Source organism: Thomasclavelia spiroformis DSM 1552 (assembly GCF_025149465.1).
In the GTDB taxonomy this organism is placed as follows: Bacteria; Bacillota_I; Bacilli_A; order Erysipelotrichales; family Coprobacillaceae; genus Thomasclavelia; species Thomasclavelia spiroformis.
Map to the genome: position 1 here is coordinate 1,143,748 of NZ_CP102275.1, position 24,895 is coordinate 1,168,642.

Genomic DNA, 24,895 nt, shown 5'->3' on the forward strand with positions numbered 1-24,895 from the left:
TCTGCTTAAAACAATATAACTAAAACCCTATGGGGTGTGGATTTTTCAAATTTAATTATATTTTCGCCACACAGTTTCCTATTTAGGAATGTGTGGTATTTTTATTTTATGGGAGGTTATTATGGATCAAATTTTAATGAAAGAAAAATCAATCTGGCGTCTTGTTTTTATTATGTCAGTTCCTAATGTTTTATCAATGCTTGTAAATTCATTGTATAATATTGTTGATAGTTTTTTTGTAGCCCAAATAAGTGAAAATGCAATGACGGCGTTATCGTTTGTTTTTCCAATCCAAAATCTTGTTACGTCGATTGGCGTTGGTTTTGGAGTCGGAATTAATGCAGTTATTGCTTTAAGTTTAGGAGCAAAAAAACTAAAAATGGCTGATTGTGCAACTTCATTAGGGATATTTTTAAGCTTTTTACATGGCTTGATTCTTACAGCTATATGTATTTTAATCATGCCGTGGTTTTTAAGTTTATTTACAGATAATCAAGAAATTATTTCAATGGGAATTGAATATTCTAATATGGCATTTTTATTTGCTGTTTCTGTTAATGTTGGAATTGCTTTAGAAAAAGTTTTTCAAGCCTTAGGAAAGATGAAGACAACAATGGTTGTGTTGATTGCTGGTTGTATTACTAATATTATTTTAGATCCAATTCTTATTTTTGGATTAGGTCCTATTCCTGCTATGGGGATAGCTGGAGCGGCTTTAGCAACCGGAATTGGTCAAAGTTTAGTTGCATTTTTATATGCTTATATTTATATTAGAAATCCTTTATCAGTTAAAATAAAAACAAAACTAATTAAACCTGAAAGAAAATTAATTAAAAAATTATACTATATTGGGATTCCAGCAACTTTAAATATGGCTTTTCCTTCATTATTAATATCAGCTTTAAATGGGATTTTAGCTACATATTCACAAATTTATGTAACGATTTTAGGAATTTATTATAAATTACAGACATTTGTATATCTTCCTGCAAATGGAATTATCCAAGGAATTCGTCCATTAATTAGTTTTAATTATGGAGCAAAAGAATATCACCGGATGAAAAAGATTTATCGTACGGCTTTAGGTTTTTCTCTTGCAATTATGTTTTTAGGAACAATTCTTTGTTTCCTTGTTCCAGAACAGTTGATGAGTCTTTTTACAAAAAATCAAGAAACAATTAATTATGGAATTGAAGCTTTACAAATTATCAGTATTGGTTTTATGGTTTCCACAGTTTCAATTACAACTTGTGGAGCATTAGAAGCTTTAGGGGAAGGTTTAGCATCGCTTATTATTTCAGCTCTTAGATATATAGTTATTATCATTCCAATTGCATTTTGTTTAAGTAAGTGGTTAGGAGCTAAAGGCGTATGGCATGCTTTTTGGATTAGTGAAGTAGTTGTATGCGGTATTTCTTATTTGCTGTATCGAAAGTTTTTTGCTGTTAAAAATAGAGAAATTGGTCAAGTGATATAAAAGATAGAAATCTGATTAGATTTCTATTTTTTTATAAACAGTATATAACAGTTGACAACAGTTTTATACTGTTATATACTGTTTATAGATAGGAGGAAGACAATGAAAATAATTATAAATAATTCATCAATGACACCGATTTATGAACAAATAGTTGATCAAATCAAAGCAATGATCATAAACGGTGAATTGGTTGCAAATACAGTTCTGCCTTCAGTACGTTCTTTATCTAAAGAACTAAAAATAAGTGCGCTGACAGTAAAAAAAGCGTATGATCAACTTGAACAAACAGGTTTTACTATAACTGTTCATGGTAAAGGAACTTATGTTAATGCCTCAAATAAAAATTTAATTATTGAAGAACAAAGAAAAGAAGTTGAACAAGAAATAGAAATGGCAATTCAAAAAGGTAAACGTTGTGGTTTAAGTGATGAAGAAATTAGAGCGTTATTTGAATTGATGATGGAGGAATAGATATGTTAAAAATTGATAATCTAAAAAAACGATATGATTCATTTGAACTTGATTGTTCTTTACAAGTAAAACCAGGTTATATTACTGGCTTAATTGGTCAAAATGGTGCTGGAAAAAGTACAACTTTTAAAGCAATTCTCGGTTTAATTAATTTTGATAGTGGCAAAATTACAATTTTTAATAAAGATATTAAAGAGATTACAATTTTAGATAAACAAAAATTAGGAGTTGTATTATCTGATTCAGGGTTTAGTGGTTATTTAAGAATTATTGATATAATTCCTGTTTTATCAAATTTATATAATAAATTTGATAAAGAATTTTTTATAGAGCAGTGTCATCGCTTAGCTTTACCGATGAATAAACAAATTAAAGGATTTTCTACAGGAATGAAAGCTAAATTAAAAATTTTAGTAGCAATTAGTCATGATACAGAGCTTTTGATTCTTGATGAACCAACATCAGGATTAGATGTTATGGCTAGAAATGAAGTGTTAGAAACGCTAAGAGAGTATATGGAAAAAGATGATAAGCGCGCAATTTTGATTAGTTCACATATTTCAAGTGATTTAGAAAATCTTTGTGATGATTTATATATGATTGATAATGGGAAAATAATTTTTCATGAAGATAGTGATGTTTTATTAAGCGATTATGCTTTATTGAAAGTTGATGACAAGCAATTTAATCAATTAGATAAACAATATATTTTAAGATATAAAAAAGAAAATTTTGGTTATTCATGTTTAACGAATCAAAGACAGTTTTATATGGAAAATTATCCAAATATTGTAATTGAAAAAGGCAATATTGATGAATTGATTCCTATAATGATTAGAGGTGTAGAAAAATGAAGGGTTTAATAATAAAAGATTTTAAATTATTAATGATGCAAAAGAGTTTTTTTATAACTTTAACAATTGTTGCAATATTTTTTGGGATAACAACAGATAGTATATTTGTAATCGGTTTTTTAACAATGATTTGTTCGATGTTTGCTTTAAGTACTATTAGTTATGATGAATTTGATAATGGCAATGCATTTTTATTTTCACTACCGATTACAAGAAAAGGTTATGTTATTGAAAAGTATATTTTTGCAATTATGCTTGGTGTTATATCACTTATTTTATCAACAATAATTGCATGTATATTGACGTTATTTTTAAATAGTACAGTTACAAATGATTTGTTTTTGATAGCATTGATTTATATCCCAATTGTTTTAATATTACAATCATTAATGCTACCTTTGCAAATAAAATTTGGTAGTGAAAAAAGCAGAGTTGCAATGTTTATAGTTTTTGCAATAATATTTATTATTGGTTATGGATTTAATGAACTAATTAGAATATTAAACATTGATTTTACACCAGTTATTAATACATTATTAACGATGAATATCAGTATGATTTTAGTGATTGTTATGCTACTATCTTTAATAATAATGTTTATATCATGTAAGATTAGTATGAAAATAATAAAAAATAAAGAGTTTTAAAATCAGGTTAACAACCTGATTTTATTATTTTAGATTATGAGACTTTTATAAGGTATTATGTTAAAATAATTATAAAATTTAAAGATATAAAAATTTTTAAATAAATGGAGTGGATAATATGAAAAAAATAATTACTGTATTAATAGCTATGTTGTTTTTATTTGCAGGATGTCAAAAGCAAGAAGAAAAGAGTGTTGATTTTTGGATGGCAATAGTTGATGCGATTAAGGATCAATTAGAAGATAATTGGTATCAAAATGATGATTTTTCTATTGCTGTTGAAGATTTAAAAAATGCAAAAGATGCTGATCATCCTTCTTTGACAATAAGAAAAGAAATTAAAGAAGAAGAAACTATTAAAAATGTAATGTTTTCATTACAAAATGAAGATGAAAAATCTCTTGAATATATTTATGAAATAACTGAATCTGGAGGTAAGAGTCAAACTTTAAAGATTAAAGCAGAAAATGAAAATTATAATGAATATACATTAGATTATGAAAATTATGATTCCAAGGCAAATGGGAAATTATCAATTGGTGAAGATAATCAAATTACATATGATAATATACCTTTGTTAAAAGAAACATTATTGATGTCTTTACAATTACTAAATGAGTTTCAAGCAGAATTTGACATCAATTTACAAGATTACAATTTTGTCAATCTTCCACAATTAACAAACGATCTAGAAATACCGCCACTTAATCAAGTTAGCCAAGAAACATCATTAACAATTGATTATTATTCATCACCTCATGCAAATGCTAGAGGATATATGTTGAGTGATTTTGTAAAGGTTAGTAAAGATTTTACGGCTATTGAATTTGGTGTTTATAATCTTGATCGTGAAGATTATGATTTAAAAAATGAAGCTACATTAAAAAAACGTAGTCTTGATAATTGCTATGATATAGTTCAAAAAGGTGATCCAGATGTTAATTATGCAATTTATTTTGATGGAAGCAAGGCATATATGTATGATCAAACAACTAGTGATAGCGATATTGAAAACGATGTTAAAAATAATAATGCATTACAAGCCCTGATTATTTTACAAATATCTAATGAATAAAAAAATTCCCGATGGGGATTTTTTTATTTAACTATTAAAAATAGGGAATGCTGGTGGATTTATTGTAAAAAATGCAAAGAGAATAATTATTACAATCATTAAAAATATCGCAAAGTGATATTCGATTCCTTTTCCATGACGGTAATAATGTAAACCAAGAATTTGACCAATTGCTAAAGAAGCTAATAAAATCAAAATATCAATAATCAAAGATTCAATCCCAAAAGCTTGACTATAAAAATAAAATAGCATTGGAATTGCTATAATTGCACTAATCATTGCAATTAAAGCACTAGTAAACCAGGCATTGACAAATAAATCTTTTTTTCTAAACAAATAAAAAATAAACCACCAAATAAAAACTGGCAAAACAACCATTTTAGTATGCTCAAAAATACTTTCATTAATAGGAACAAATAAACCGATAATAAAACATTCACCAGTTAACGAATATAAAAAATGAAATAATGAACCAACAGCAAACAAAACTAAAATACCAAGTAAAGTATATGTTTCTGGTTTTATTCTTTTTAACATAGAGCCCTCCTCAAACAAAGTATATCAATAATAATTGAAAATATGACAAGATGTGATGAAACATTTAATTTATTTCTGTTTATGTTATTAAGTAATATATTAATGATATAAAAAAGTTTTATAAAATAATTTTTATTTCTATGATAAGGTGATTGAAAATTAAAATAAAGTATAAAAATTGATAAATGAATTTTGTTGTTTATTTAAAAAATAAGTGGGTATATTTAGTTTGATGATGCATAGATTGTTATTAAAGGAGGTCTTGATTGTTGAAAAGAAAGTTAATTTCTCTTTTTATTGGTAATCAGATGGAAAATCAAATTATTATTACTTTATTAAAAGATGGCATTAGTTATATACTTAGGATTGAATATTTATGTGATAATGATAAAATAAAAGAAACTAATCATGAGATTGATAAAGATTTAGTGTATTGGATATTTTGTAATTTAAGAGTAATGGTTGATCAAAATAATTATATTGATACTAATAATGAACTTGCTAATATTAAAATATATTATGGGGATAATAAGTATTTGGAATATAAGCTTACTAAAAAGATTTTGAAATGTTTTACAGGATTGAATGATGTTATTAAATATATGTATGGGTATATTGATGATAGTTTAAATAAAAGTGTGTTTATATAAGTTAGCCAATTTATCAATTTTATATTGATAGTTGGCTATTTTTATAATTAATCACATAAAAAAAGAAAAATGATCACTAAAAAAGTATAAGATAATAAGGTGATTGAATTGGTTAAACGAGTAGATAAAATCTATGATTTTAAAAATGATTTCATGTTCAAACACTCTCTTGGAAATGACCAAGATTCTGATTCCTTTTATTTACTTAATCTTTATTGAAGGTATTTTAAATATCAGCTGTAAATCAATTACGATCTTAAATCCTGATCTTGTCGTTGAAAATATTGAAGATAAAGATATGCTTTTAGATATTAGAGTACAAACCAATACTGGTGATTATGTTAATATCGAAATGTTTTCTAAAAATCAGTATCAAATATATGGTGCATCATTGTTATCAAGACAGGAAAAAGAAGGAGATGATTATCAAAAAATATCAATCATGTATATCAGATAATCTTTATCGATGATATCGATAAAGCAAACTTAAAACCATATGATTGCTATGAAAGCAGAAATGAAGAAGGAAATAAGATGGTAGAGATCATGAAAGGAAAGATAGACAGATTCAATCAGGATGAACAGTTAAGAGACATGGTATATAAAAGGAGCTTAAATTGCTGGGCTAATGAACGAGACAAATAGGACATGTATGAAAATGGAAAAGAAGAAGGGGTTGAACAAGGTCTTGAAATGGGAATCAAACAGGGAGTTATGCAAGGAATCATAGAAAAAAGTAAAGAGAAGACAAAACAATTATTTAATAAATACTATCCCAAAGAAGATGATAGTATTTTAGAAAATTTAAATAGTGAAAAATAGAGAGTGTAAATAATTTTGTGTAAACTAATCCACCAATGGTAGAATTAAATTAACTGCCAAAGGAGGATTTTTATTATGAGTAAAAAAGATATAGTTAAATATATAATTGATGAGTATGGTGTTACATCACCTACTGACATAACTAATGCATTAAAAGACTTATTAGGTGAAACATTACAAGATATGTTGAACTCTGAATTTGATGAATATATGGGATATGACAAGTATGATCAAAAAACAGATAAAACTAATTATCGTAATGGAACTTACAAAAAAACAGTTAAAACATCTCAAGGGAATATGGATTTAAATATTCCAAGAGATAGAAACTCATCATTTGATTCAGTTATTATAGAAAAACACAATCGTGATATTAGTGATATTGATAACAAAGTTATCAACTTATATGCCCGTGGTATGTCTGCAAGAGATATCAGTGATACTATTAAAGATATTTATGGTGTAGAAGTTAGTGCAGCTATGATAAGTAAAATAACAGATAAAATTATACCTAAAGCTTTAGAATGGCAAAATAGACCATTAGATACTGTATATCCAATAGTCTTTATTGATTGTGTTCATTTTAATGTTAAAGCAGATAATATGGTTACCAAAAAAGCTGCATATGTTGTCTTAGGGGTTAATGAGAATGGATATAAGGAAATACTTGGTATTTGGATTGGCGAAAACGAAACAGCTAAATTCTGGCTATCAGTACTAACTGATTTAAAGAATAGAGGAGTTAAGGATATATTAATTATTTGTAGTGATGGTCTTCCAGGTATTAAACAGGCAATTGAATCAGCATTCCCAAATACAGTACAACAAAGATGTATAGTTCATCTAATTAGAAATTCATGTAAATACTTGAGTTATAAAGATAGAAAAGAATTCTGTAAAGATCTAAGAACAGTATATACAGCATCTACAGGTGATAAAGCATTAGAAGCACTAGATAAGTGTAAAGATAAATGGGGAGATAAATATCCGTATGCATTTAAGCCATGGGAAGATAATTGGAATGAAGTTTGTAATATGTTTAATTATGTTCCAGAACTAAGAAAAATCATGTACACAACGAATGCAATTGAAAGTCTGAATAGTGCATTTAGAAAGTTTACTAAAATAAGAACAGTATTCCCAACAGATGAAAGTTTATTTAAATCTTTGTACTTAGCTCAGGATAAAATAACAAGTAAATGGAATGTCCCATATGGTAATTGGGGAGTTATATATTCTAGTCTTCAAATCATCTTTGAAGGGAGGCTTTAACGAGAACGTTTACAATTAAATATATTATGATATGATATAAAAAAGTAACTGTATGATTACTCAATACAGTTACCCATCAAATTCTATCATTGGAAATAGACTTTACACAAAATAATTTACAGGCTCGAAAAATATGATAAGATATTTGAAATGATTTTAGATAATCGAAGTATTAATGAAATTAAAGGGTTTTTAAAATAATATTTGAGGATTAAATCAAAACGATTTAATCTTTTTTATATTTAAATATCATGAATATATAGTTAGTGTGGTTATAAAAATACAGTTACCAATTGATAGAAATATTTTATTAATAGTGATGTAATTTTTATTGCAAGCCGATATTATTATAATAATGTAAAAAACGAATTTTAAAATTTATTGCTTAAATAAACATAATTTGATACAATTAGACGGTCAATTGAAGAAAGGAATCTGAAAATGAGTAAAATTAATAAGTTAGGGCAATATAAAGGTGTCGAAATTAAAGTAACAAAACAAACTGTAACTCAAGAAGAAATTGAAGCACAATTAAATGCAATTGTAACGCAAAATCCAATTCTTGAAGAAAAAAATGGTGAGGTAGCTAAAGGTGACCTTACAACAATTGATTTTGAAGGGTTTAAAGATGGAGCTGCTTTTGAAGGTGGAAGTGCAAAAGGACATAAATTAGAAATTGGTTCAAATCAATTTATTCCTGGTTTTGAAGATCAAATGATTGGAATGAAACAAGGAGAAACTAGAGATTTAAATTTAACATTTCCCCAAAATTATGGAGTTAGTGATTTAGCTGGAGCTGATGTTGTTTTTAAAGTAACAGTTCATAAAATTGAAACTAAAAAAGATGCTACGTTAAATGATGAATTTGTTGCAGGGTTAAATATTCCAAGTATCGAAACTGTTGAACAATTACATGAAAGTGTTAAAGCTAATATTCAAAATCATCATGATCAAACTTATCAAGGTCAAAAAGAAAATGCTGCTTTTGATCAAGTATTAAGTAATAGTGAAGTTGAAATTAGTGAAGATGATTTACAAAAAGCAATTGAAAAATATATTGAACATGTAAAGATGCAACTTGCACAACAAGGAATGCAATTAGAACAATATCTTCAAATGATGAATATGGATCATGAAACATTCAAAAAACAAATTGAACCATCTGCTAAACAACAAGCTACATTTGAAGCAATTATTGATGAAATTGTAAAATTGGAAAATATTCAAACAACAGATGAAGAAGTACAACAACAATTAGAAAAAATTGCTTTATATAATAATACATCTAAAGAAGAAGTATTAAAACATGTTGAACCTGAAAACTTAAGAAATGATTTCAACCGTGTTAAAGCAAGTCAATTAATTATTGAAAGTGCAGTTGTAATCGAATAAACCGATAGATTTTCTATCGGTTTTTCCACGAAAAATAACATGTTAGCTAGATTACATGTAATCATTTCTAGTGAAGAAAATAGTCAGGTTGATCAAATTAAAGAAAAATTAAAGCAAATTAATTCTGAATTTTCAATTTCACCAGTTAGAAGTTATTCAGGATTAAAGGATCATAGTGAGTTGTATTGTACTCTAGAAATAGAAAAAAATGATGTAAAAACATTATTAGATAAGTTAAATAATGACTGGGATGGACCATGTGATGATTGTATTTGTTATGGTTTTAACACAGTTATGTTTGATCATTTAGTGTATTGTTTAGAGTTTGTATTGTTTGACTAATTAGTTTTGATTCGTTGTAGAAAAGTGGCTTATATGGTATACTTTCTAAGTAAAAAACTTTGATTTAGATATGATGGTGAGATAGATTGGAGAAGAAAAATATATTGATTACAGGTAGAAAAAATGCAGGTAAGTCTACTTTGGTTAAAAGAGTTATTGAACAGTTTCAAGGATACGCCGGTTTTAAAACTGTGCCATTAAAAAACTATGGTTTAATTTCAACATATCAGATGTATGATTTTATTAATAAGACATCAATTCCGATTTCTAAATATGTTGATAATAAAATAGTTGGTATTCCTGAATCTTTTTCTACATTTGGAAAGAAGTGTTTGAAAAATGCTTTAGATAGTAATTATTCATTAGTTATTATGGATGAATTAGGTAGATTTGAAAGAACTAGTCGTGATTTTCTTTATTATGTTAATGAAGTATTAAATAGTGATAAAATAGTTATTGCAGTTATTAAAGCAGAAAAGATTGATTATTTAGAAAAGATAAAAAATAGAAAAGATTGTTATCTGTATGACTTAGATGAAGTTTCATTTGTTAAAGCATATCAAGAAATCATATTTAGATTAAATGTATTATTAACATGGGAAGGTGATAAAATTGATTAAAAAGATTTTAGGAGTATTATTAACATTTACATTAGCTTTTTCATTAGTAGGTTGTAGTAATAATGAAACAACAGTAAAAAAAGAAGAAACAAAAATTACATTGACAGATCAAGCTGGAAGAAAAATAGTTTTAAAAAAGCCGGCTAATAAACTAGTAAGTACATATTATATTAGTACTTATGCATGTCTTGCTTTAGGGCTTAGTGATAATCTAGTTGGAATTGAACAAAAAGCAGATAGTCGACCAATTTATTCTATGGTAAATTCAAAATTGTTAGAATTACCACAGGTAGGTTCAATGAAGGGAATAAATATTGAAGCAATAGCTGATTTAGAGCCTGATCTGGTTATTTTACCACTAAAACTAAAAGATAATGCTGATACATTAGATGATTTAGGAGTAAAATCAATAGTAGTTAATCCTGAAAGTGATGAATTATTATTGGAAATGCTTTCATTACTTGCTAAAGCTACAGGAAAAGCTGATCAAGCTAAGCTTTTAAATTCATATTATGATAATAAAATTGAAGAAATGGAAGAATATGGTGATAGTAATAAAACAGTTTACATCGGTTCTAATTCAGCCTTTTTAGAAACTGCTCCAGGAACAATGTATCAAAGTAAAATGATTGAAATTGCAGGTGGTAAAAACGTTGCTAAAGATATAAAAGGTGATTATTGGACGGCTGTTTCTTATGAAACACTTTTACAATTAAATCCAGATATTATTATTATTCCACCAGCGGCATCTTATAGTGTTCAAGATGTATTAAATGATGGTCAATTATCTTCATTAACTGCGATAAAAAATAATGCAGTTTATCAAATGCCAAAGGGAATTGAAGAGTGGGATTCACCAGTTCCTTCAGCAATATTGGGTTCAATGTGGATAGCTAGTATTTTACATGAAGATAAATATGCATTTGATGATTTTAAAGAAGATGTTGTTGATTTTTATGATACATTCTATGGATTTGAAGTGGATCAAAGTTTAATTACTAGATAAAATGAAAAATAAAAATATAAGTTTAATTTTGATTATTATTGTCTGCATATTTTTGTTTATTATTTCATTATTGATTGGTAGTTTTGATTTATCAATTGAAGATATTATTAATATTTTACTAGGTAAAAATGATTCTTCAATTCAGCGTAATGTTTTTTATAACTTACGGATTCCTCGAGCTGTAATGGGAATATATGCAGGAGTTGCTTTGGGATTTGCTGGTAGTATTTATCAAGTACTATTTTGCAATCCTTTAGCTTCGCCTGATTTAACTGGAGTGGCTTCAGGGGCAAGTTTAGGTGCGGCTCTAGCAATCGTCATCGGAACCGGCTCTCTTTTAGAAAAGACTGTAGGAGCTTTTATTTTTGGGCTGTTGAGTTTATTTTTAGTTATATTTTTAGTTAAAACAACTAGAGGAAAGCAACTTTCTACTTATATTTTGGCAGGAATTATTATTTCGTCTTTAGCAGATGCTGGAATAATGATGCTTAAATATATGGCAGATCCGTTAGGAGAACTTGCATCAATTGAGTTTTGGACAATGGGTAGTTTAGCTTCAATTACTCTTGATAAAATGATTTTATCATTATTATTAGGAATAATTCCATTTGTTTTGCTTTGCTTAGCTCATCAGCGAATTATTATTTTATCTTTAGGTGATGAAAATGCACGATATTTGGGATTAAATGCTAGAGGACAAAGATTTATTATTTTATTGCTTACAACATGGCTGATAGCTTCGGTAATTGCAATTACTGGGGTAATTTCATTTGTTGGGTTGATTGCACCACATATTACATATTTATTTTTAAAAAAGCGAACAGGCTGTTTTTATATTGTTAGTGGTTTAATTGGTGCGATAATTATTTTAGTTGCTGATATGCTTGCAAGATCACTTGTTTTTGGAGCAGAATTACCATTAAGTGTTTTGACGATTCTTTTTTCTTCACCGATGTTATTATTTTGGATGTATCGTCAACGAGGAAGTATTAAATGAAAGAGTTATTAAAGATTAAAGATTTTTCGGTATTTTATATAGATAATGTTGTAGATAATGTTTCTTTTAGTTTGAATAAAGGAGATATGATTGGATTAATTGGTCGCAATGGATGTGGTAAATCGACATTATTAAAAGGAATTATGGGTTTTTTAAAAACTAGTGGTGATGTGCTTTTTTGTGGTGAAGATTTTTTAAAGATGAAAATTAAACAAAGAGCTAAAAATATTAGTATGTTAACACAAAGAATTGAAATAATTGACGGTATTACTGCTTATGATTTGATTTTGTTAGGTGATTATGTCTATTGGAAAATTGGTGAAAATAAAAATGTCGAGAAACTTAATCAAATTGCAAAATTATTACATCTTGAAAATTTATTAAATAAAAATTATGCAATTTTAAGTGAAGGACAAAAGCAGTTAGTTAATTTTGCTAGAGTTTTGATGCAAGATACACCAATAATGCTATTAGATGAACCTGACAGTGCATTAGATTTTGATAATCGCCATATGTTATTTAAAAAACTCCGTGATTTAGTTAAAAATAATAATAAAGCAATTATCTTAGTCATTCATAATCCTTTAGATGCACTTAATTATTGTAATCAGGTTTTATTAATGGATAAAGGAAAAATTATTAGCGAGATTCATCCTTTAATAGAAACGCCAGAGGAAATTACTGAAAAAATTAGATTAATTTATTCAAATATAATTATTAAAAAGGATGAAAAACAATTTTATAGTTTAATAGAATAAGAGGTATTTTATGGAGAAAAAATATTCAAGTCCGTATAAATTTGAAGGGAAATTACCGCTAAAACAAGCAATTCCACTTGGGTTGCAACATGTTTTAGCAATGTTTGTTGGCAATTTGACCCCAATCTTAATTATTACAAGTGCCTGTGCAGCAATGTCTGATGCTTCACAGTTTGCTAAAATTCAAGTTTCGTTATTACAAAATGCAATGCTTGTAGCTGGAATTGTTACATTAGTACAATTATTTGCAATTGGTCCAATTGGTGGTAAAGTTCCGATTATTATGGGAACTAGTTCAGGATTTATCGGTGTTTTTCAAAGTGTTGCTAATGTAATGGGTGGAGGAATTATTGGTTATGGAGCAATTATGGGAGCTTCAATTATCGGTGGTTTATTTGAAACTGTATTAGGTTTTATGCTTAAACCATTGAGAAGATTTTTTCCATCAGTTGTTACCGGAACAGTTGTGCTTTCAATTGGTTTATCATTAATTAGTGTTGGTGTTGGTTCATTTGGAGGTGGAACTGGAGCAAAAGATTATGGTTCAATTGAAAATTTATTGATTGCCTTATTTGTTTTAGTTGTGATTTTGGTTTTAAAACATGGTACTAGTGGCATGTTGAATTATTCTTGTATTTTAATTGGAATTATTTGTGGATATATTGTTTGTATGATTTTACCAATGTTTGTTTCAACTACAGGAATTAGTGCAGATGGAACGGAGTTTGTAAAATCGTGGGTATTAGACTGGAGTAAAGTGGCTGAAGCTAGTTGGTTTGCATTACCAGATTTTATGCCGGTTAAGCCAGTATTTGATTTAAGAGCAATTTTACCAGTGCTTATTATGTTTGTGGTTACGGCTGTAGAAACTGTTGGTGATATTTCTGGAGTTATTGAAGGTGGATTGGATCGTGAAGCTAGTGATAAAGAATTATCCGGCGGGGTAATTTGTGATGGTCTAGGTTCTAGTTTTGCAGCTTTCTTTGGAGTATTACCAAATACTTCATTTAGTCAAAATGTAGGATTAGTCACAATGACTAAAGTTGTTAATCGTTATGCTTTATCTTGTGGAGCAATTTTCTTAATTTTATGTGGTTTATTTCCTAAACTTGCGGCTTTGATTTCAATCATGCCACAAAGTGTTTTAGGTGGTGCAGCTGTAATTATGTTTTCATCAATTGTAATGAGTGGGATTCAATTAATCACACGTGAACCACTAACACCTCGTAATATGACAATTGTATCAGTAGCGTTAGGATTAGGTTATGGTTTAGGTGCTAATAGTGCTGTTCTTGCTGGTTTACCTGAAGCAATTCAATTAATTTTTGGAGGTTCGGGAATTGTTCCAGCTGCCTTTGTAGCAATTATTTTAAATATTTGTTTACCAAAAGAAAAGAAAGTAAAGGAGGAATAACTTTTGCTTACAATTAATCAATATGTTCGAGCTAAAACTTTAAAAGAGGCTTATGACTTGTGCCAAAATCGCAGTAGTGTAGTAATTGGTGGGATGCTGTGGTTAAAGATGCAAAATCGTAGTGTTGATATTGCTATTGATTTATGTGATCTTGGATTGGATAAAATTGAAGATAAAGGTGATGAAATTCATATTGGAGCAATGGTTACATTGCGTCAATTAGAACTTGATCAAAGTTTAAATGAATATACAAATCATGCAATTTATGAAAGTGTTAAAAATATTGTAGGAGTACAGTTTAGAAATTTAGCGACAATCGGTGGTAGTATTTATGGTCGCTATGGATTTTCTGATGTGCTAACAGTATTTATGGGATTAGATGCTTATGTAGAGATGTATTCAGGCGGTATCATTCCAATTCGTGAATTTGCGACAATGCCGATGACTAAAGATATTTTAGTAAGAATAATTGTAAAAAAATCACCAGTTAAAATTGTGTATATGTCACAAAGAAATACTAAAACTGATTTTCCGGTCTTGACTTTAGCAATGAGTAAGTTAAACGGTGAATATTTATGTGTAATCGGTGCTCGCCCATTAAAAGCAATTGCTTTTAATGATGAAAATCATATTTTGGAGAATGGAATTACTAAAGAAACAGCAAAAGAATTTGCTGAAAATATTGCAAAACAATTAGTTGTTGGTTCTAACTTGAGAGGAAGTAAGGAATATCGTCGTCGTATTTCTAAAGTATTGATTCAACGTTCTTTATTTGAACTTGATAAGGAGGAAAATCATGGAAATTAAATTGAATTTAAATGGCAAAGATATTTGTCAGGATATTTCACCAGATATGTTATTAATTGATTTTCTACGAATGAATGGATGTTTGAGTGTGAAGCGTGGTTGCGATACAAGTAATTGTGGTTTGTGCACAGTATTTATGGATGATAAACCAATTTTATCTTGTAGTATTTTAGCATTACGTGTAGCCGGACATAAAATCGTAACTTTAGAAGGTTTACAAGAAGAAGCTAGCGAGTTTGCTACGTTTATTGCAAATCAAGGAGCTGAACAATGTGGTTTTTGTAATCCTGGATTTATGATGAATGCCATGGCGTTATTTAAAGAAAATTCTGATCCAAGTGATGATGAAATACTTGCATATTTATCTGGTAATCTTTGTCGCTGTTCAGGATATGAAGGACAGTTATGCGGAATTAAAGCCTATTTAGCGTTTAAAAAACAGAAAGGAGAATAGTGATGGAGAAATCTTTTAAACAAGTAAATAAAGCAGTAGTAAAAAAAGATGCGATGAATCTTCTTTTAGGGAAACCTGTTTATGTTGAAGATATTACTCCTAATGATTGTTTAATTGTTAAGGTGTTACGTTCTCCACATGCTCATGCATTAATTGAAGAAATTGATACGACTGAAGCAAAAGCAATTAGTGGAATTGAAGCTATTTATACATATAAAGATGTGCCTAATCAACGTTTTACAATGGCTGGTCAAACATATCCGGAACCTAGTCCATATGATCGTTTGATTCTTGATCAAAGAGTTCGTTTTGTCGGAGATGCAGTAGCAATTGTAGCAGGAGAAAATGAAAAAGTAGTTGATCAGGCCTTAAAATTAATTAAAGTAAAATACCAAGTTTTAGAGGCAATTATTGATTTTAAAGAAGCTAAAGATAATGAAATTTTAATTCATCCTGAAGATAACTGGAAATCATTATGTCCTGTTGGTGCTGATAATCAACGAAACTTATGTGCTAGTGAAACTTGTCAAGATGGTAATATTGATGAAGTGTTTTCTAAATGTGACGAAGTTATTGAAAGAACTTATCATACTAAGGCTAATAATCAAGCAATGATGGAAACATTTAGAACATATTGTCAAATTGATGCTTATGGACGTTTACATGTAATTAGTTCAACGCAAATTGTTTTCCATGTTCGTCGAATTTTAGCTAATGCTCTTGGTATTCCAAAATCAAAAATTAGAGTCGAAAAACCAAGAATCGGTGGAGGTTTTGGTGCTAAACAGACCGTTGTAGCCGAAATATATCCAGCTTTTGTAACATGGATGACTAAAAAACCATCACGTATCATTTATACTCGAACAGAATCGCAAATTGCAGCTTCACCGCGCCATGAAATGGAAGTAACGGTGAAAATAGGAGCAATGAACGATGGAACAATTAAAGCTATTGATGTTTATACACTATCAAACACTGGTGCTTTTGGTGAACATGGACCAACTACAGTAGGATTATCTGGTCATAAATCAATACCGTTATATTCAAATAATTTAGAAGCATTTAAATTTAGTTATGATGTTGTTTATACAAATACTCAAGCAGCAGGCGCATATCGTGGTTATGGAGCAACCCAAGGAACTTTTGCAGTTGAATCAATCGTAAATGAATTAGCGGCTCGTTTAAATATTGATCCTGTGGTAATTCGTGAAAAAAATATGGTTCGACAAGGACAAACAATGCCTGCTTACTATAATGAAGTAGCTACAAGTTGTACTTTAGATAAATGTATGGAACATGCTAAAAAATTGTTTGATTGGGAAAATAAATCAAAAGTTCGTAAGTTAGAAAATGGTAAAATACGTAGTGCTGGAATTGCTATGGCCATGCAAGGTTCAGGAATTTCTGGAGTTGATGTCGGTTCAGCAACAATTAAATTAGAAGATGAAGGTTATTATACACTATCGATTGGAGCAGCCGATATGGGAACTGGCTGTGATACAATTTTAGCGCAAATGGCTGCAGAAAGTTTAGAATGCGATGTTGATAAAATTATTGTTTTTGGTGCTGATAGTGATGCTTCACCATATGATTCTGGTTCTTATGCTTCAAGTACTACTTATGTTACAGGTAAAGCAGTTTTAAAAGCTTGTGAAAGGTTAAAAGAAAATTTATGTAAATTAGCAGCTGAAATTTTACAGTGTGAATATGATGAATTAGTTTTTACAGGTAAAGGTGTTAAGAATTTAAAAACTAATAAAGAGGTTTTATTATTTGATCTTGCAACTAAATCAATGTGTGGTAATGAAATACCTGTGCAAGTTACAATGTCCCATTCTTCACCAGTTTCACCACCACCATTTATGGTTGGAATGGTTGAAATCGAATTAGATAAATATACTGGACAAGTAGATGTATTAGATTATGTTGCTGTGGTTGATTGTGGTACGGTAATTAATACTAATCTAGCAAGGGTACAAACTGAAGGGGGAATTGTCCAAGGAATTGGAATGGCTTTATATGAAAATATTCAATACAGTGCAAAAGGGGCTATTAATGAAAATTCATTTATGCAATATAAAATTCCAACTCGCTTAGATATGGGAAGATTACGTGTTGAATTTGAAAGCAGTTATGAACAAAGTGGACCTTTTGGGGCTAAATCAATTGGTGAGATTGTTATTAATACTCCTTCCCCTGCAATTGCCCATGCGATTTTTAATGCTACTGGAATTTGGCTTAGAGATTTGCCAATGACACCAGAAAAAGTATTGATGGCTTTACCTGAGGAATAATGGAGACATATATTATTTATTTAGCGGCAGGCAATAGCCGCCGCTTTGGTACTAATAAGTTATTTTATAAGATAAATGATAAAGAATTATACCGCTATGGTTTAGATAATCTCATTAAATTAGTTTCGATGCGTAATGATTGTAAATTAATCGTGGTTACTCAATATTTTGAAATAACAAAAGCATATCCTGATTTAGATTATGTGTATTCATCTGAATGTAAAGATGGAATTTCATATTCAATTAAGGCAGGCTTAGAGATGATTAATAAACAAGATAATTTTCAAGTAATGTTTGTTGTAGCTGATCAAGTTAATTTAAATTATCAAACTTTAAATAAGATGCTTGATACTTATAATGCTTCTAATTATTCATTAGCAACTTTAAGTTATCAAAATAAAGTAGGGAACCCAACTATTTTTGATTGTAAATATGTTGATGAATTGAAGCAGTTAAAAGGAGATTATGGAGGAAGAAAAGTTTTAAATAAATATCTTGATGAGTGTTTATTTTTTGAAGTCAATGATTATAAGGAATTATTTGATATCGATGTTATAGAGGATTTAAATAATGACATTGTCTCAAATGATTTATAATTATCAAAATAATAATGATTTAGATAGTTTAAGAGATATTTTAGAATATCTTAAAAGTAATCCGGTTTATATAATTACTAAAATAAAAATATCTAAAAAAAGACTACTAACGTTATCAAAAGATGAAATTAAGTTTTTATTAGAGAATCCAGTTAGTATAGATAATAAGTTATATTTTTCTATTTTTTCTAAAAAAGTTTCAAAATATTGCTTAGAGTTAAAGCTTATTGATTATTTAAAGTTAATGAAAAAATTAAATGTTAATGCAATTGTAATTGATCATAATTTAGAATCGAGATTATTTTTATCGAAAGATACGATTGAATATTTAAAATATATAATAGCTTTTAAATAAAATGGAGGAAAAAAGATGGGGAAATTAGAAGGTAAAGTGGCACTTATTACTGGTGCAAGTAAAGGAATTGGTGAAGGAATTGCAAAAGTATATGCAAGACAAGGTGCAAATTTAATTTTATGTGCACGTAGTGATTCAACACAAGAATTTTGTAATCAGTTAGAAAAACAATATGGAATTAAAAGTATTTTTGTAAAAACTGATGTTACAAAAATGGATGATTGTAAAAATGCTGTAAATAAAGGAATTGAGACTTTTGGTAAGATTGATATTTTAGTATCTAATGCAGGAGTATGTCGTTTAAAAAACTTTTTAGACACAGATGAGAATGATTATAATTTTCATTTAGATGTTAATGTAAAAGGGGCATGGAATATTTGTCGAGCTATTTTACCATCAATGGTTGAAAATAAAAACGGTAAGATTGTTATTATGAGTTCAGTTACAGGATATATGGTAGCTGATGAAGGAGAAGTTGGGTATGCTACAAGTAAAGCCGCTTTGATTGGTTTAACTAAATCACTTGCAAGAGAGTTTGCTAAAGATGGAATCAATGTTAATGCGATTTGTCCTGGTTATGTAGATACTCCAATGGCTAATAGTATTGCTATGCAAAGCGATGCTAATAATCCTGAAAGTGTTAAACAAGCAATTGCCGATGCTACACCTTTAAAACGTTTAGCTTCACCTGAAGAAATTGGTGATTTAGCTGCTTTTTTAGGTAGTAACGAAAGTAGTTATATTACTGGAACAGCTATGGTTATTGATGGAGGAAGTACCCTTCCAGAAACTGTTAGTGTTGGTGCATAAAGATTTTATCATATTATTTTGAAGTAGAGGAAACTCTACTTTTTTATTTGATTATCTGAGTGTTAATAAAAAAGAGTTATTTTTGTGATATCACTCTTTAAATTTTAGCAATAACATGAAAAATTATTTGGTTTTAAAAAGTGAAATTATTATTTTAACAATGGAAAAGTAATTATCTTCAGAAAAATCAATAATACCATTATATTTTTTATCCTATAACCATGATTTGTAGAATTATTTTTTAGGGTTAGTTTAGATATACTGTTTTGTATTTTTATATAATAGTTATTTTGATATTAGCTAATATTAATTTTTGTTTGTTTTGTGTAATTAGAACTGCAATTTTCGATTACATTATTGATTGAATTTCCTAAAATTATAAAAATATTTATCTTTTAGTGGACAATAATTCAAGTAATAAATGTTTTTATGTACTACTTTTTTAAAAAATCATTTTTTTCAATCAATATATAATCTAATAGTTCAAGACCAGTTTTCACTACATAATTTTTTTCAGCTAGATCAAATTGAAAAAAGTATATTATGAAACTAAATAATAAAAATTTGACCGTTTAATTACATATTTAACCGTTTAAAGAGAAAAAATAATATTTCTCTTTTTTTTATGTTATGATGCAGGTGTAAAAATAATATAAACTTTATTAATATGTAGATATAAAGTATTTTCATACTAGAAAAAATATTTATAAGGGAAAACAATTTAAATGTAAAAATTATAGAAAAGTGAGGTAAATCAAGATAGTAGGATGCAATTAATAACATTCAAGTTGTTTTAAATAAATTACTTATATTTCACTGATTCTATTTTCTTAAATAATTTTATTTATATGATTTATGTTATTCATATTTTAACTGTTGAGGCATCTATGAACTTAAAAAAATATATTTATTGGTAATTTCTAAGTTTATATTTTATTTAGCAGTATTATTGGTAAATATGATTTCAAAATTTCATCAATATCAAGAAATTGAGCCTGAGGCATTAAAAAATATGAGAAATATTAAATGAATAAAATATTATACAATTTCTAATAATTAATTTTTAATCATATATTTACAACAGAATGAATTACTTGATTAAGATAAAAATATAGCTTACTAAAATGAAAATTATAAAATTAATTATAGTATTTATGTATATAATTTTAATAAAATCAAAACTGTATGGTATAGCATCGATAATATATATAATATAACAGTATATTAATTTATGGTTAGATTTATATTTTTTGCTATATATAGTTTTATAAAATATATAATTATTAAAGAAGTATATTAAATTATTGGTAGATAACGAAATTATAAACGGAGAGAAGGTGAAAAAGTAATTAATATAAATATATTAATAAGGTTTGTATAGTAATCTACAATAATGAAAAGAAAAGGTATATTTAGAGAGGTTTTTAATTTATATATACCAGGGAAGAAAAATGAAAAAATATCTTAAAAAGTTTTTTTAAGTTTTGTGATAGTTGTTCTAAGTTTATGCGTATTTTTTGATATTTTCAGCGTTAAGGCATTATCAAACATCGATCATGTATCAAAATTATTTGAAGAATTTATTACAAAATGCTTTAATGATGAGGAAAATGTACTTGTCTATAATGGTGAGCGAGAAATTTCAGATGATTTTTTAAATTTATATCGAAATTCATATAATAATGGTGATTTGGCAACCATAAATAAAGCAATAGTTGATAATAATTATGAAATAACATATATAAAAGAGGAGCCTTCTACTAGGGCGAGTACAGTAGTAGCAAAAACTTTTCAAAGTTATGAAAGTGGCTATGATAGTGGAAACAGATATTTTAAAGAATGGCTAACATCATTATATTGTAGATTCTCATATAATCCTAGCACAGGAAATATTACATATATTTATGATCCTCAATTAAGTGTTGAATTTGTAGGGTGGGGTGGTGCTTTTAGTCCAAGTATTTATGATGTTTCAACAAGTAAAAGACAAGCAAGTAGACTATCTGTGGAATATTCTTGTTCGTATAAAGTTAGAGCGGAGCTTACGCTTCATGATTATTTACCATCATTAAATTTAGATTATGGAAGTTGCGGACATACATATACATTAAAGGCGTGATAAAATATGAAATTTAATCGAATTATCTTTAATAGGATCATATTAGGGTTGATTGCACTTTTACAAACAATTCATTTGATTTGTCAAATAAGAAAAGATTATTTTATTGGAACAGAAAATTTAAGTCAATTACAGATAGAACAAAGAATTGAGATGTCTAGTATTCAAGGACCGATAAGTTATATTATTGGAATATTAACAATACTAATGATTGTAATGATAGTTATAACTTGGCGAAAAAAAGATGTTTCAAGACTTTTAAAAGAAAATATAATCTTAATAATATCATTATTTGTAGTTTCTTATATTATTATGAATATTTTTAGTCTAGCTGTGGGTAATACGTTTGAAAGTGTTTTAAGATTACCACTAATAGGAGTTGTATTTATTATTTGCCTTATATATAAAAGCAAAATTAAAACGAAGACAATAGATAAAAATAAATAGTAATAAATAATGATCTAGTATTTTAAATATAAATTTATAAAATATACTAATAAAAGTCAACTGATTAAAGTTATAAGAAAAGATTTTTATTGACAAAATCAGTTAATTAAGATATTCTAAAAATGAAAAAAATAGAGGTTGCAAAGCATCAGAGTACTATAGTAAGTAGGCATACAGTGATCTATAGGAAAGGTAATCTTTGCCGATAGATAATAAATGGCGATTTATTATCTAGGGGTTGTGGGAAATACCTACAACACTCCTTCAGTAATGAAGAGGAGCTATTAGCACAAGATAACCAAGTCGTGTTAATAGCACGACTTTTTTTCATATCAAAATTAGGAGAAAGAAAAGATGAATAAACTATTAAAAATTATTACAGTATTAACTGTACTTTTATCGATAATATCCCCAATTAATACGATAAAAGCCCAAGAGGAAGATGATAATACTTTTGTAGTAGGAATGGAGTGTAACTACACACCATTTAATTGGACTCAGGTAAATGAAACTGAGACAACTGTTGCCTTAGAAGGAGGCGGATATGCTGATGGTTATGATGTAACTATTGCTAGAGCAATTGCTAAGTATTTAGGAAAAGAATTAGTAATTAAAAAGATGAGCTGGGATGGTTTAGAACCAGCGCTTCAAGCAGGCGTTATTGATGCTGTAATTGCAGGGATGACTGATACTGCTGATCGTCGTCAAAGAGTTGATTTTACACAACCATATTATGAATCACAAATGGTCATGATCGTTAGAAAAGATGATAAATTAGCTGATGCTAAAAGTTTAAAAGACTTTTCTAATAAAAAAGTATTAGGACAATTAAATACGTTATATGATACTGTAATTGATCAAATTCCTGACGTTATTCATGCAACTGCTTTAGAAGATTATCCAGCAATGGTAATGCAATTAAATAATGAATTGGTTGATGGAGTAACTGCTGAATTACCTGTAGCTGCGGGAATTGTTGCAACAAATCCGGATTTGACATATGTAGAATTTGCAGATGGAAAAGGTTTTGATGTTGATTTAACAGATACATCAGTATCAATAGCAGTAAATAAAGATAATCCAGAATTAAAAAATCAAATTGATAGTTTTCTAGATACATTATCCGATAAAGAAAAACGTGAAATGATGGATGAAGCAATTGAACGTATTCCGGCAACAATTACAAGTTTAAGTGATAATATTTTTATTGCTGCAAAACAAATTTTTGAAGTTTATAGTCCATTATTTATTAGTGGAATTGGTTCAACATTGACACTTGCTTTTAGTGGTACGATTTTAGGATTATTGATTGGTTTAATTATTGGTGCAATTAGAGCAATCAAGGTTGAAGAAAGAGATAGTTTAATTAGTAAGATTGTTAAACGAGTAGTTTGGTTTATTACTACTGTTTATATTGAAATATTTAGAGGAACACCAATGATGGTACAAGGGGCATTTATTTATTATGGTTTAAAAAATATTGTCCATTGGTCGCCATTTACGGCTGGGGTTTTTGTAATTACAATCAATACTGGAGCATATATGGCTGAAATTATTCGTTCAGGTATTCAAGCAGTTGATAAAGGACAAAGTGAAGCAGCTCGAAGTATTGGAATGAATAGTGTACAAACAATGTTATATATTGTTTTACCACAAGCAATTAAAAATTCTTTTCCAGCAATCGGTAATGAATTTGTAATTAATATTAAAGATAGTAGTGTTTTAAATGTTATTGCAGTTACTGAATTATTCTATCAGGCAAAAAGTGTTGCTGGAAGTTTATATGCATTTGTCCCTACTTATTTTGTAGTTGCTTTGATTTATTTATGTTTAACATTCCCAACTACAAGAATATTAAATTATATTGAAAAAAGAATGAATCGTAAAAAAGCGATTGTTTTTGATCAAGAGGGGAGTGTACAATAATGTCAGAAATTATTAGAGTTGAAAAACTAAAGAAATCTTTTGGTGATTTAGAAGTATTACATAGTATTGATTTTTCAGTCTCTTCTGGTGAAGTTGTTACGATCATTGGTGCTAGTGGTAGTGGTAAATCAACATTTTTACGCTGTTTAAATATTTTAGAAACACCAAATGCTGGTAAAATTATGTATCATGGAAAAGATATTTTAAAAGGTGAAATTAATGTAAATAAACATCGTAGTAAAGTTGGGATGGTGTTTCAAAACTTCAATTTATTTAATAATAAAACAGTCTTAGAAAATTGTGTTATTGGTCAAGTGAAAGTCTTAAAAAGACATCGTAAAGAAGCAATTGAAATAGCAAAAAAATATTTAGAAAAAGTAGGAATGTTGAAATTTGCGAATGTAAGCAGTGTTCAATTATCAGGAGGACAAAAGCAACGTGTAGCGATTGCTCGCGCATTATGTATGAAACCAGAAGTATTATTATTTGATGAACCAACAAGTGCTTTAGATCCAGAAATGGTAAGTGAAGTATTAAAAGTTATGAAAGATTTGGCCAATGAAGGATTGACAATGATTGTTGTAACTCATGAAATGCAATTTGCTCGTGATGTTTCTTCCAGAGTTGTTTTTATGGATGGTGGTGTAATTATGGAACAAGGAACACCTGACCATATTTTTAATCATCCAAGCAAGGAAAGAACAAAAGAATTTTTAAAACGTTATTTAGAACAATAAACACCTAATTAGG

At 28.2% G+C, this 24,895-nt stretch carries 27 protein-coding genes and 1 riboswitch; of the genes, 26 read left to right on the forward strand and 1 reads right to left on the reverse strand.

Features of this window, described 5'->3' with window-relative positions; all coding sequences use genetic code 11:
• Positions 1 to 121 precede the first annotated feature (121 nt).
• From NQ543_RS05230 to NQ543_RS05250, 5 genes are all read left to right on the forward strand, one after another.
• Positions 122 to 1,477: an MATE family efflux transporter gene (locus NQ543_RS05230; RefSeq protein WP_039904262.1), complete on the forward strand. Its 1,356-nt coding sequence runs from the start codon at positions 122 to 124 to the stop codon at positions 1,475 to 1,477.
• Positions 1,478 to 1,579: 102 nt separating this feature from the next.
• Complete coding sequence (locus tag NQ543_RS05235) at positions 1,580 to 1,951, forward strand: GntR family transcriptional regulator (RefSeq protein ID WP_004609955.1); 372 nt, start codon at positions 1,580 to 1,582, stop codon at positions 1,949 to 1,951.
• 2 nt (positions 1,952 to 1,953) lie between these two features.
• Positions 1,954 to 2,805, forward strand: a complete 852-nt coding sequence (locus NQ543_RS05240) for an ABC transporter ATP-binding protein (RefSeq protein ID WP_004609954.1) — start codon at positions 1,954 to 1,956, stop codon at positions 2,803 to 2,805.
• Positions 2,802 to 3,452 carry an ABC-2 transporter permease gene (locus NQ543_RS05245; protein ID WP_004609953.1) on the forward strand — a complete coding sequence of 217 codons (651 nt, stop codon included), beginning with the start codon at positions 2,802 to 2,804 and terminating at the stop codon, positions 3,450 to 3,452. The genes NQ543_RS05240 and NQ543_RS05245 overlap by 4 nt, the downstream gene beginning before the upstream one ends.
• Before the next feature lie 118 nt (positions 3,453 to 3,570).
• The gene (locus tag NQ543_RS05250; RefSeq protein ID WP_039904259.1) at positions 3,571 to 4,527 is read left to right on the forward strand and encodes a hypothetical protein; all 957 of its coding nucleotides are present in this window, start codon (positions 3,571 to 3,573) and stop codon (positions 4,525 to 4,527) included.
• A 27-nt stretch (positions 4,528 to 4,554) separates the two neighbouring features.
• Here NQ543_RS05250 and NQ543_RS05255 read toward each other — a convergent pair whose 3' ends face one another.
• The gene (locus NQ543_RS05255) at positions 4,555 to 5,064 is read right to left on the reverse strand and encodes a DUF6512 family protein (RefSeq protein ID WP_004609951.1); all 510 of its coding nucleotides are present in this window, start codon (positions 5,062 to 5,064) and stop codon (positions 4,555 to 4,557) included.
• A gap of 269 nt (positions 5,065 to 5,333) precedes the next feature.
• Between NQ543_RS05255 and NQ543_RS05260 the strand changes: the two genes are divergently transcribed.
• The 21 genes from NQ543_RS05260 (at position 5,334) to NQ543_RS05365 (ending at position 24,882) form a co-directional block, all read left to right on the forward strand.
• Positions 5,334 to 5,714: a hypothetical protein gene (locus NQ543_RS05260; protein ID WP_039904256.1), complete on the forward strand. Its 381-nt coding sequence runs from the start codon at positions 5,334 to 5,336 to the stop codon at positions 5,712 to 5,714.
• A 133-nt stretch (positions 5,715 to 5,847) separates the two neighbouring features.
• A complete protein-coding gene (locus NQ543_RS05265) occupies positions 5,848 to 6,171 on the forward strand; it encodes a PD-(D/E)XK nuclease family transposase (RefSeq protein ID WP_039904253.1) in 324 nt (107 codons plus the stop codon).
• A gap of 191 nt (positions 6,172 to 6,362) precedes the next feature.
• Positions 6,363 to 6,536 (forward strand): hypothetical protein, encoded by a 174-nt coding sequence (locus NQ543_RS05270; protein ID WP_004609948.1) that lies wholly within the window; start codon positions 6,363 to 6,365, stop codon positions 6,534 to 6,536.
• Positions 6,537 to 6,611: 75 nt separating this feature from the next.
• The gene (locus NQ543_RS05275; protein WP_004610476.1) at positions 6,612 to 7,808 is read left to right on the forward strand and encodes an IS256 family transposase; all 1,197 of its coding nucleotides are present in this window, start codon (positions 6,612 to 6,614) and stop codon (positions 7,806 to 7,808) included.
• Between the two features lie 441 nt (positions 7,809 to 8,249).
• Entirely contained in the window at positions 8,250 to 9,200 is a 951-nt protein-coding gene (tig, locus tag NQ543_RS05280) for a trigger factor (RefSeq protein WP_004609947.1), read from the forward strand.
• 39 nt (positions 9,201 to 9,239) lie between these two features.
• Positions 9,240 to 9,542 carry a hypothetical protein gene (locus NQ543_RS05285; protein ID WP_004609946.1) on the forward strand — a complete coding sequence of 101 codons (303 nt, stop codon included), beginning with the start codon at positions 9,240 to 9,242 and terminating at the stop codon, positions 9,540 to 9,542.
• Between the two features lie 86 nt (positions 9,543 to 9,628).
• Positions 9,629 to 10,162 (forward strand): nucleoside-triphosphatase, encoded by a 534-nt coding sequence (locus NQ543_RS05290; protein ID WP_004609945.1) that lies wholly within the window; start codon positions 9,629 to 9,631, stop codon positions 10,160 to 10,162.
• On the forward strand, positions 10,146 to 11,168 hold the full coding sequence (locus NQ543_RS05295; protein ID WP_004609944.1) for an ABC transporter substrate-binding protein: 1,023 nt from the start codon (positions 10,146 to 10,148) through the stop codon (positions 11,166 to 11,168). The genes NQ543_RS05290 and NQ543_RS05295 overlap by 17 nt, the downstream gene beginning before the upstream one ends.
• Before the next feature lies 1 nt (position 11,169).
• Positions 11,170 to 12,165 carry a FecCD family ABC transporter permease gene (locus NQ543_RS05300; protein ID WP_004609943.1) on the forward strand — a complete coding sequence of 332 codons (996 nt, stop codon included), beginning with the start codon at positions 11,170 to 11,172 and terminating at the stop codon, positions 12,163 to 12,165.
• Positions 12,162 to 12,923, forward strand: coding sequence for an ABC transporter ATP-binding protein (locus NQ543_RS05305; RefSeq protein WP_004609942.1), 762 nt, complete (start codon positions 12,162 to 12,164; stop codon positions 12,921 to 12,923). The genes NQ543_RS05300 and NQ543_RS05305 overlap by 4 nt, the downstream gene beginning before the upstream one ends.
• 10 nt (positions 12,924 to 12,933) lie before the next feature.
• On the forward strand, positions 12,934 to 14,337 hold the full coding sequence (locus tag NQ543_RS05310; protein ID WP_004609941.1) for a uracil-xanthine permease family protein: 1,404 nt from the start codon (positions 12,934 to 12,936) through the stop codon (positions 14,335 to 14,337).
• A 3-nt stretch (positions 14,338 to 14,340) separates the two neighbouring features.
• Positions 14,341 to 15,144: an FAD binding domain-containing protein gene (locus tag NQ543_RS05315; protein ID WP_004609940.1), complete on the forward strand. Its 804-nt coding sequence runs from the start codon at positions 14,341 to 14,343 to the stop codon at positions 15,142 to 15,144.
• The gene (locus NQ543_RS05320) at positions 15,134 to 15,598 is read left to right on the forward strand and encodes a (2Fe-2S)-binding protein (RefSeq protein WP_004609939.1); all 465 of its coding nucleotides are present in this window, start codon (positions 15,134 to 15,136) and stop codon (positions 15,596 to 15,598) included. The genes NQ543_RS05315 and NQ543_RS05320 overlap by 11 nt, the downstream gene beginning before the upstream one ends.
• 2 nt (positions 15,599 to 15,600) lie before the next feature.
• Positions 15,601 to 17,892, forward strand: a complete 2,292-nt coding sequence (locus tag NQ543_RS05325; protein ID WP_004609938.1) for a xanthine dehydrogenase family protein molybdopterin-binding subunit — start codon at positions 15,601 to 15,603, stop codon at positions 17,890 to 17,892.
• Positions 17,892 to 18,488 carry a nucleotidyltransferase family protein gene (locus NQ543_RS05330; protein ID WP_004609937.1) on the forward strand — a complete coding sequence of 199 codons (597 nt, stop codon included), beginning with the start codon at positions 17,892 to 17,894 and terminating at the stop codon, positions 18,486 to 18,488. Before NQ543_RS05325 ends, NQ543_RS05330 begins: the two co-directional genes overlap by 1 nt.
• A complete protein-coding gene (locus NQ543_RS05335) occupies positions 18,463 to 18,843 on the forward strand; it encodes a hypothetical protein (RefSeq protein WP_039904247.1) in 381 nt (126 codons plus the stop codon). The genes NQ543_RS05330 and NQ543_RS05335 overlap by 26 nt, the downstream gene beginning before the upstream one ends.
• 15 nt (positions 18,844 to 18,858) lie before the next feature.
• Positions 18,859 to 19,653 (forward strand): SDR family oxidoreductase UcpA, encoded by a 795-nt coding sequence (ucpA, locus tag NQ543_RS05340; protein ID WP_004609935.1) that lies wholly within the window; start codon positions 18,859 to 18,861, stop codon positions 19,651 to 19,653.
• A gap of 1,486 nt (positions 19,654 to 21,139) precedes the next feature.
• Positions 21,140 to 21,772 (forward strand): hypothetical protein, encoded by a 633-nt coding sequence (locus tag NQ543_RS05345; protein WP_004609933.1) that lies wholly within the window; start codon positions 21,140 to 21,142, stop codon positions 21,770 to 21,772.
• Positions 21,773 to 21,778: 6 nt separating this feature from the next.
• On the forward strand, positions 21,779 to 22,219 hold the full coding sequence (locus tag NQ543_RS05350) for a hypothetical protein (protein ID WP_259935680.1): 441 nt from the start codon (positions 21,779 to 21,781) through the stop codon (positions 22,217 to 22,219).
• Between the two features lie 124 nt (positions 22,220 to 22,343).
• A riboswitch (Lysine riboswitch) is annotated at positions 22,344 to 22,511 on the forward strand.
• Positions 22,512 to 22,573: 62 nt separating this feature from the next.
• Positions 22,574 to 24,145: an ABC transporter permease subunit gene (locus tag NQ543_RS12080; RefSeq protein ID WP_004609890.1), complete on the forward strand. Its 1,572-nt coding sequence runs from the start codon at positions 22,574 to 22,576 to the stop codon at positions 24,143 to 24,145.
• A complete protein-coding gene (locus NQ543_RS05365) occupies positions 24,145 to 24,882 on the forward strand; it encodes an amino acid ABC transporter ATP-binding protein (RefSeq protein ID WP_004609889.1) in 738 nt (245 codons plus the stop codon). The genes NQ543_RS12080 and NQ543_RS05365 overlap by 1 nt, the downstream gene beginning before the upstream one ends.
• Positions 24,883 to 24,895: the final 13 nt, after the last annotated feature.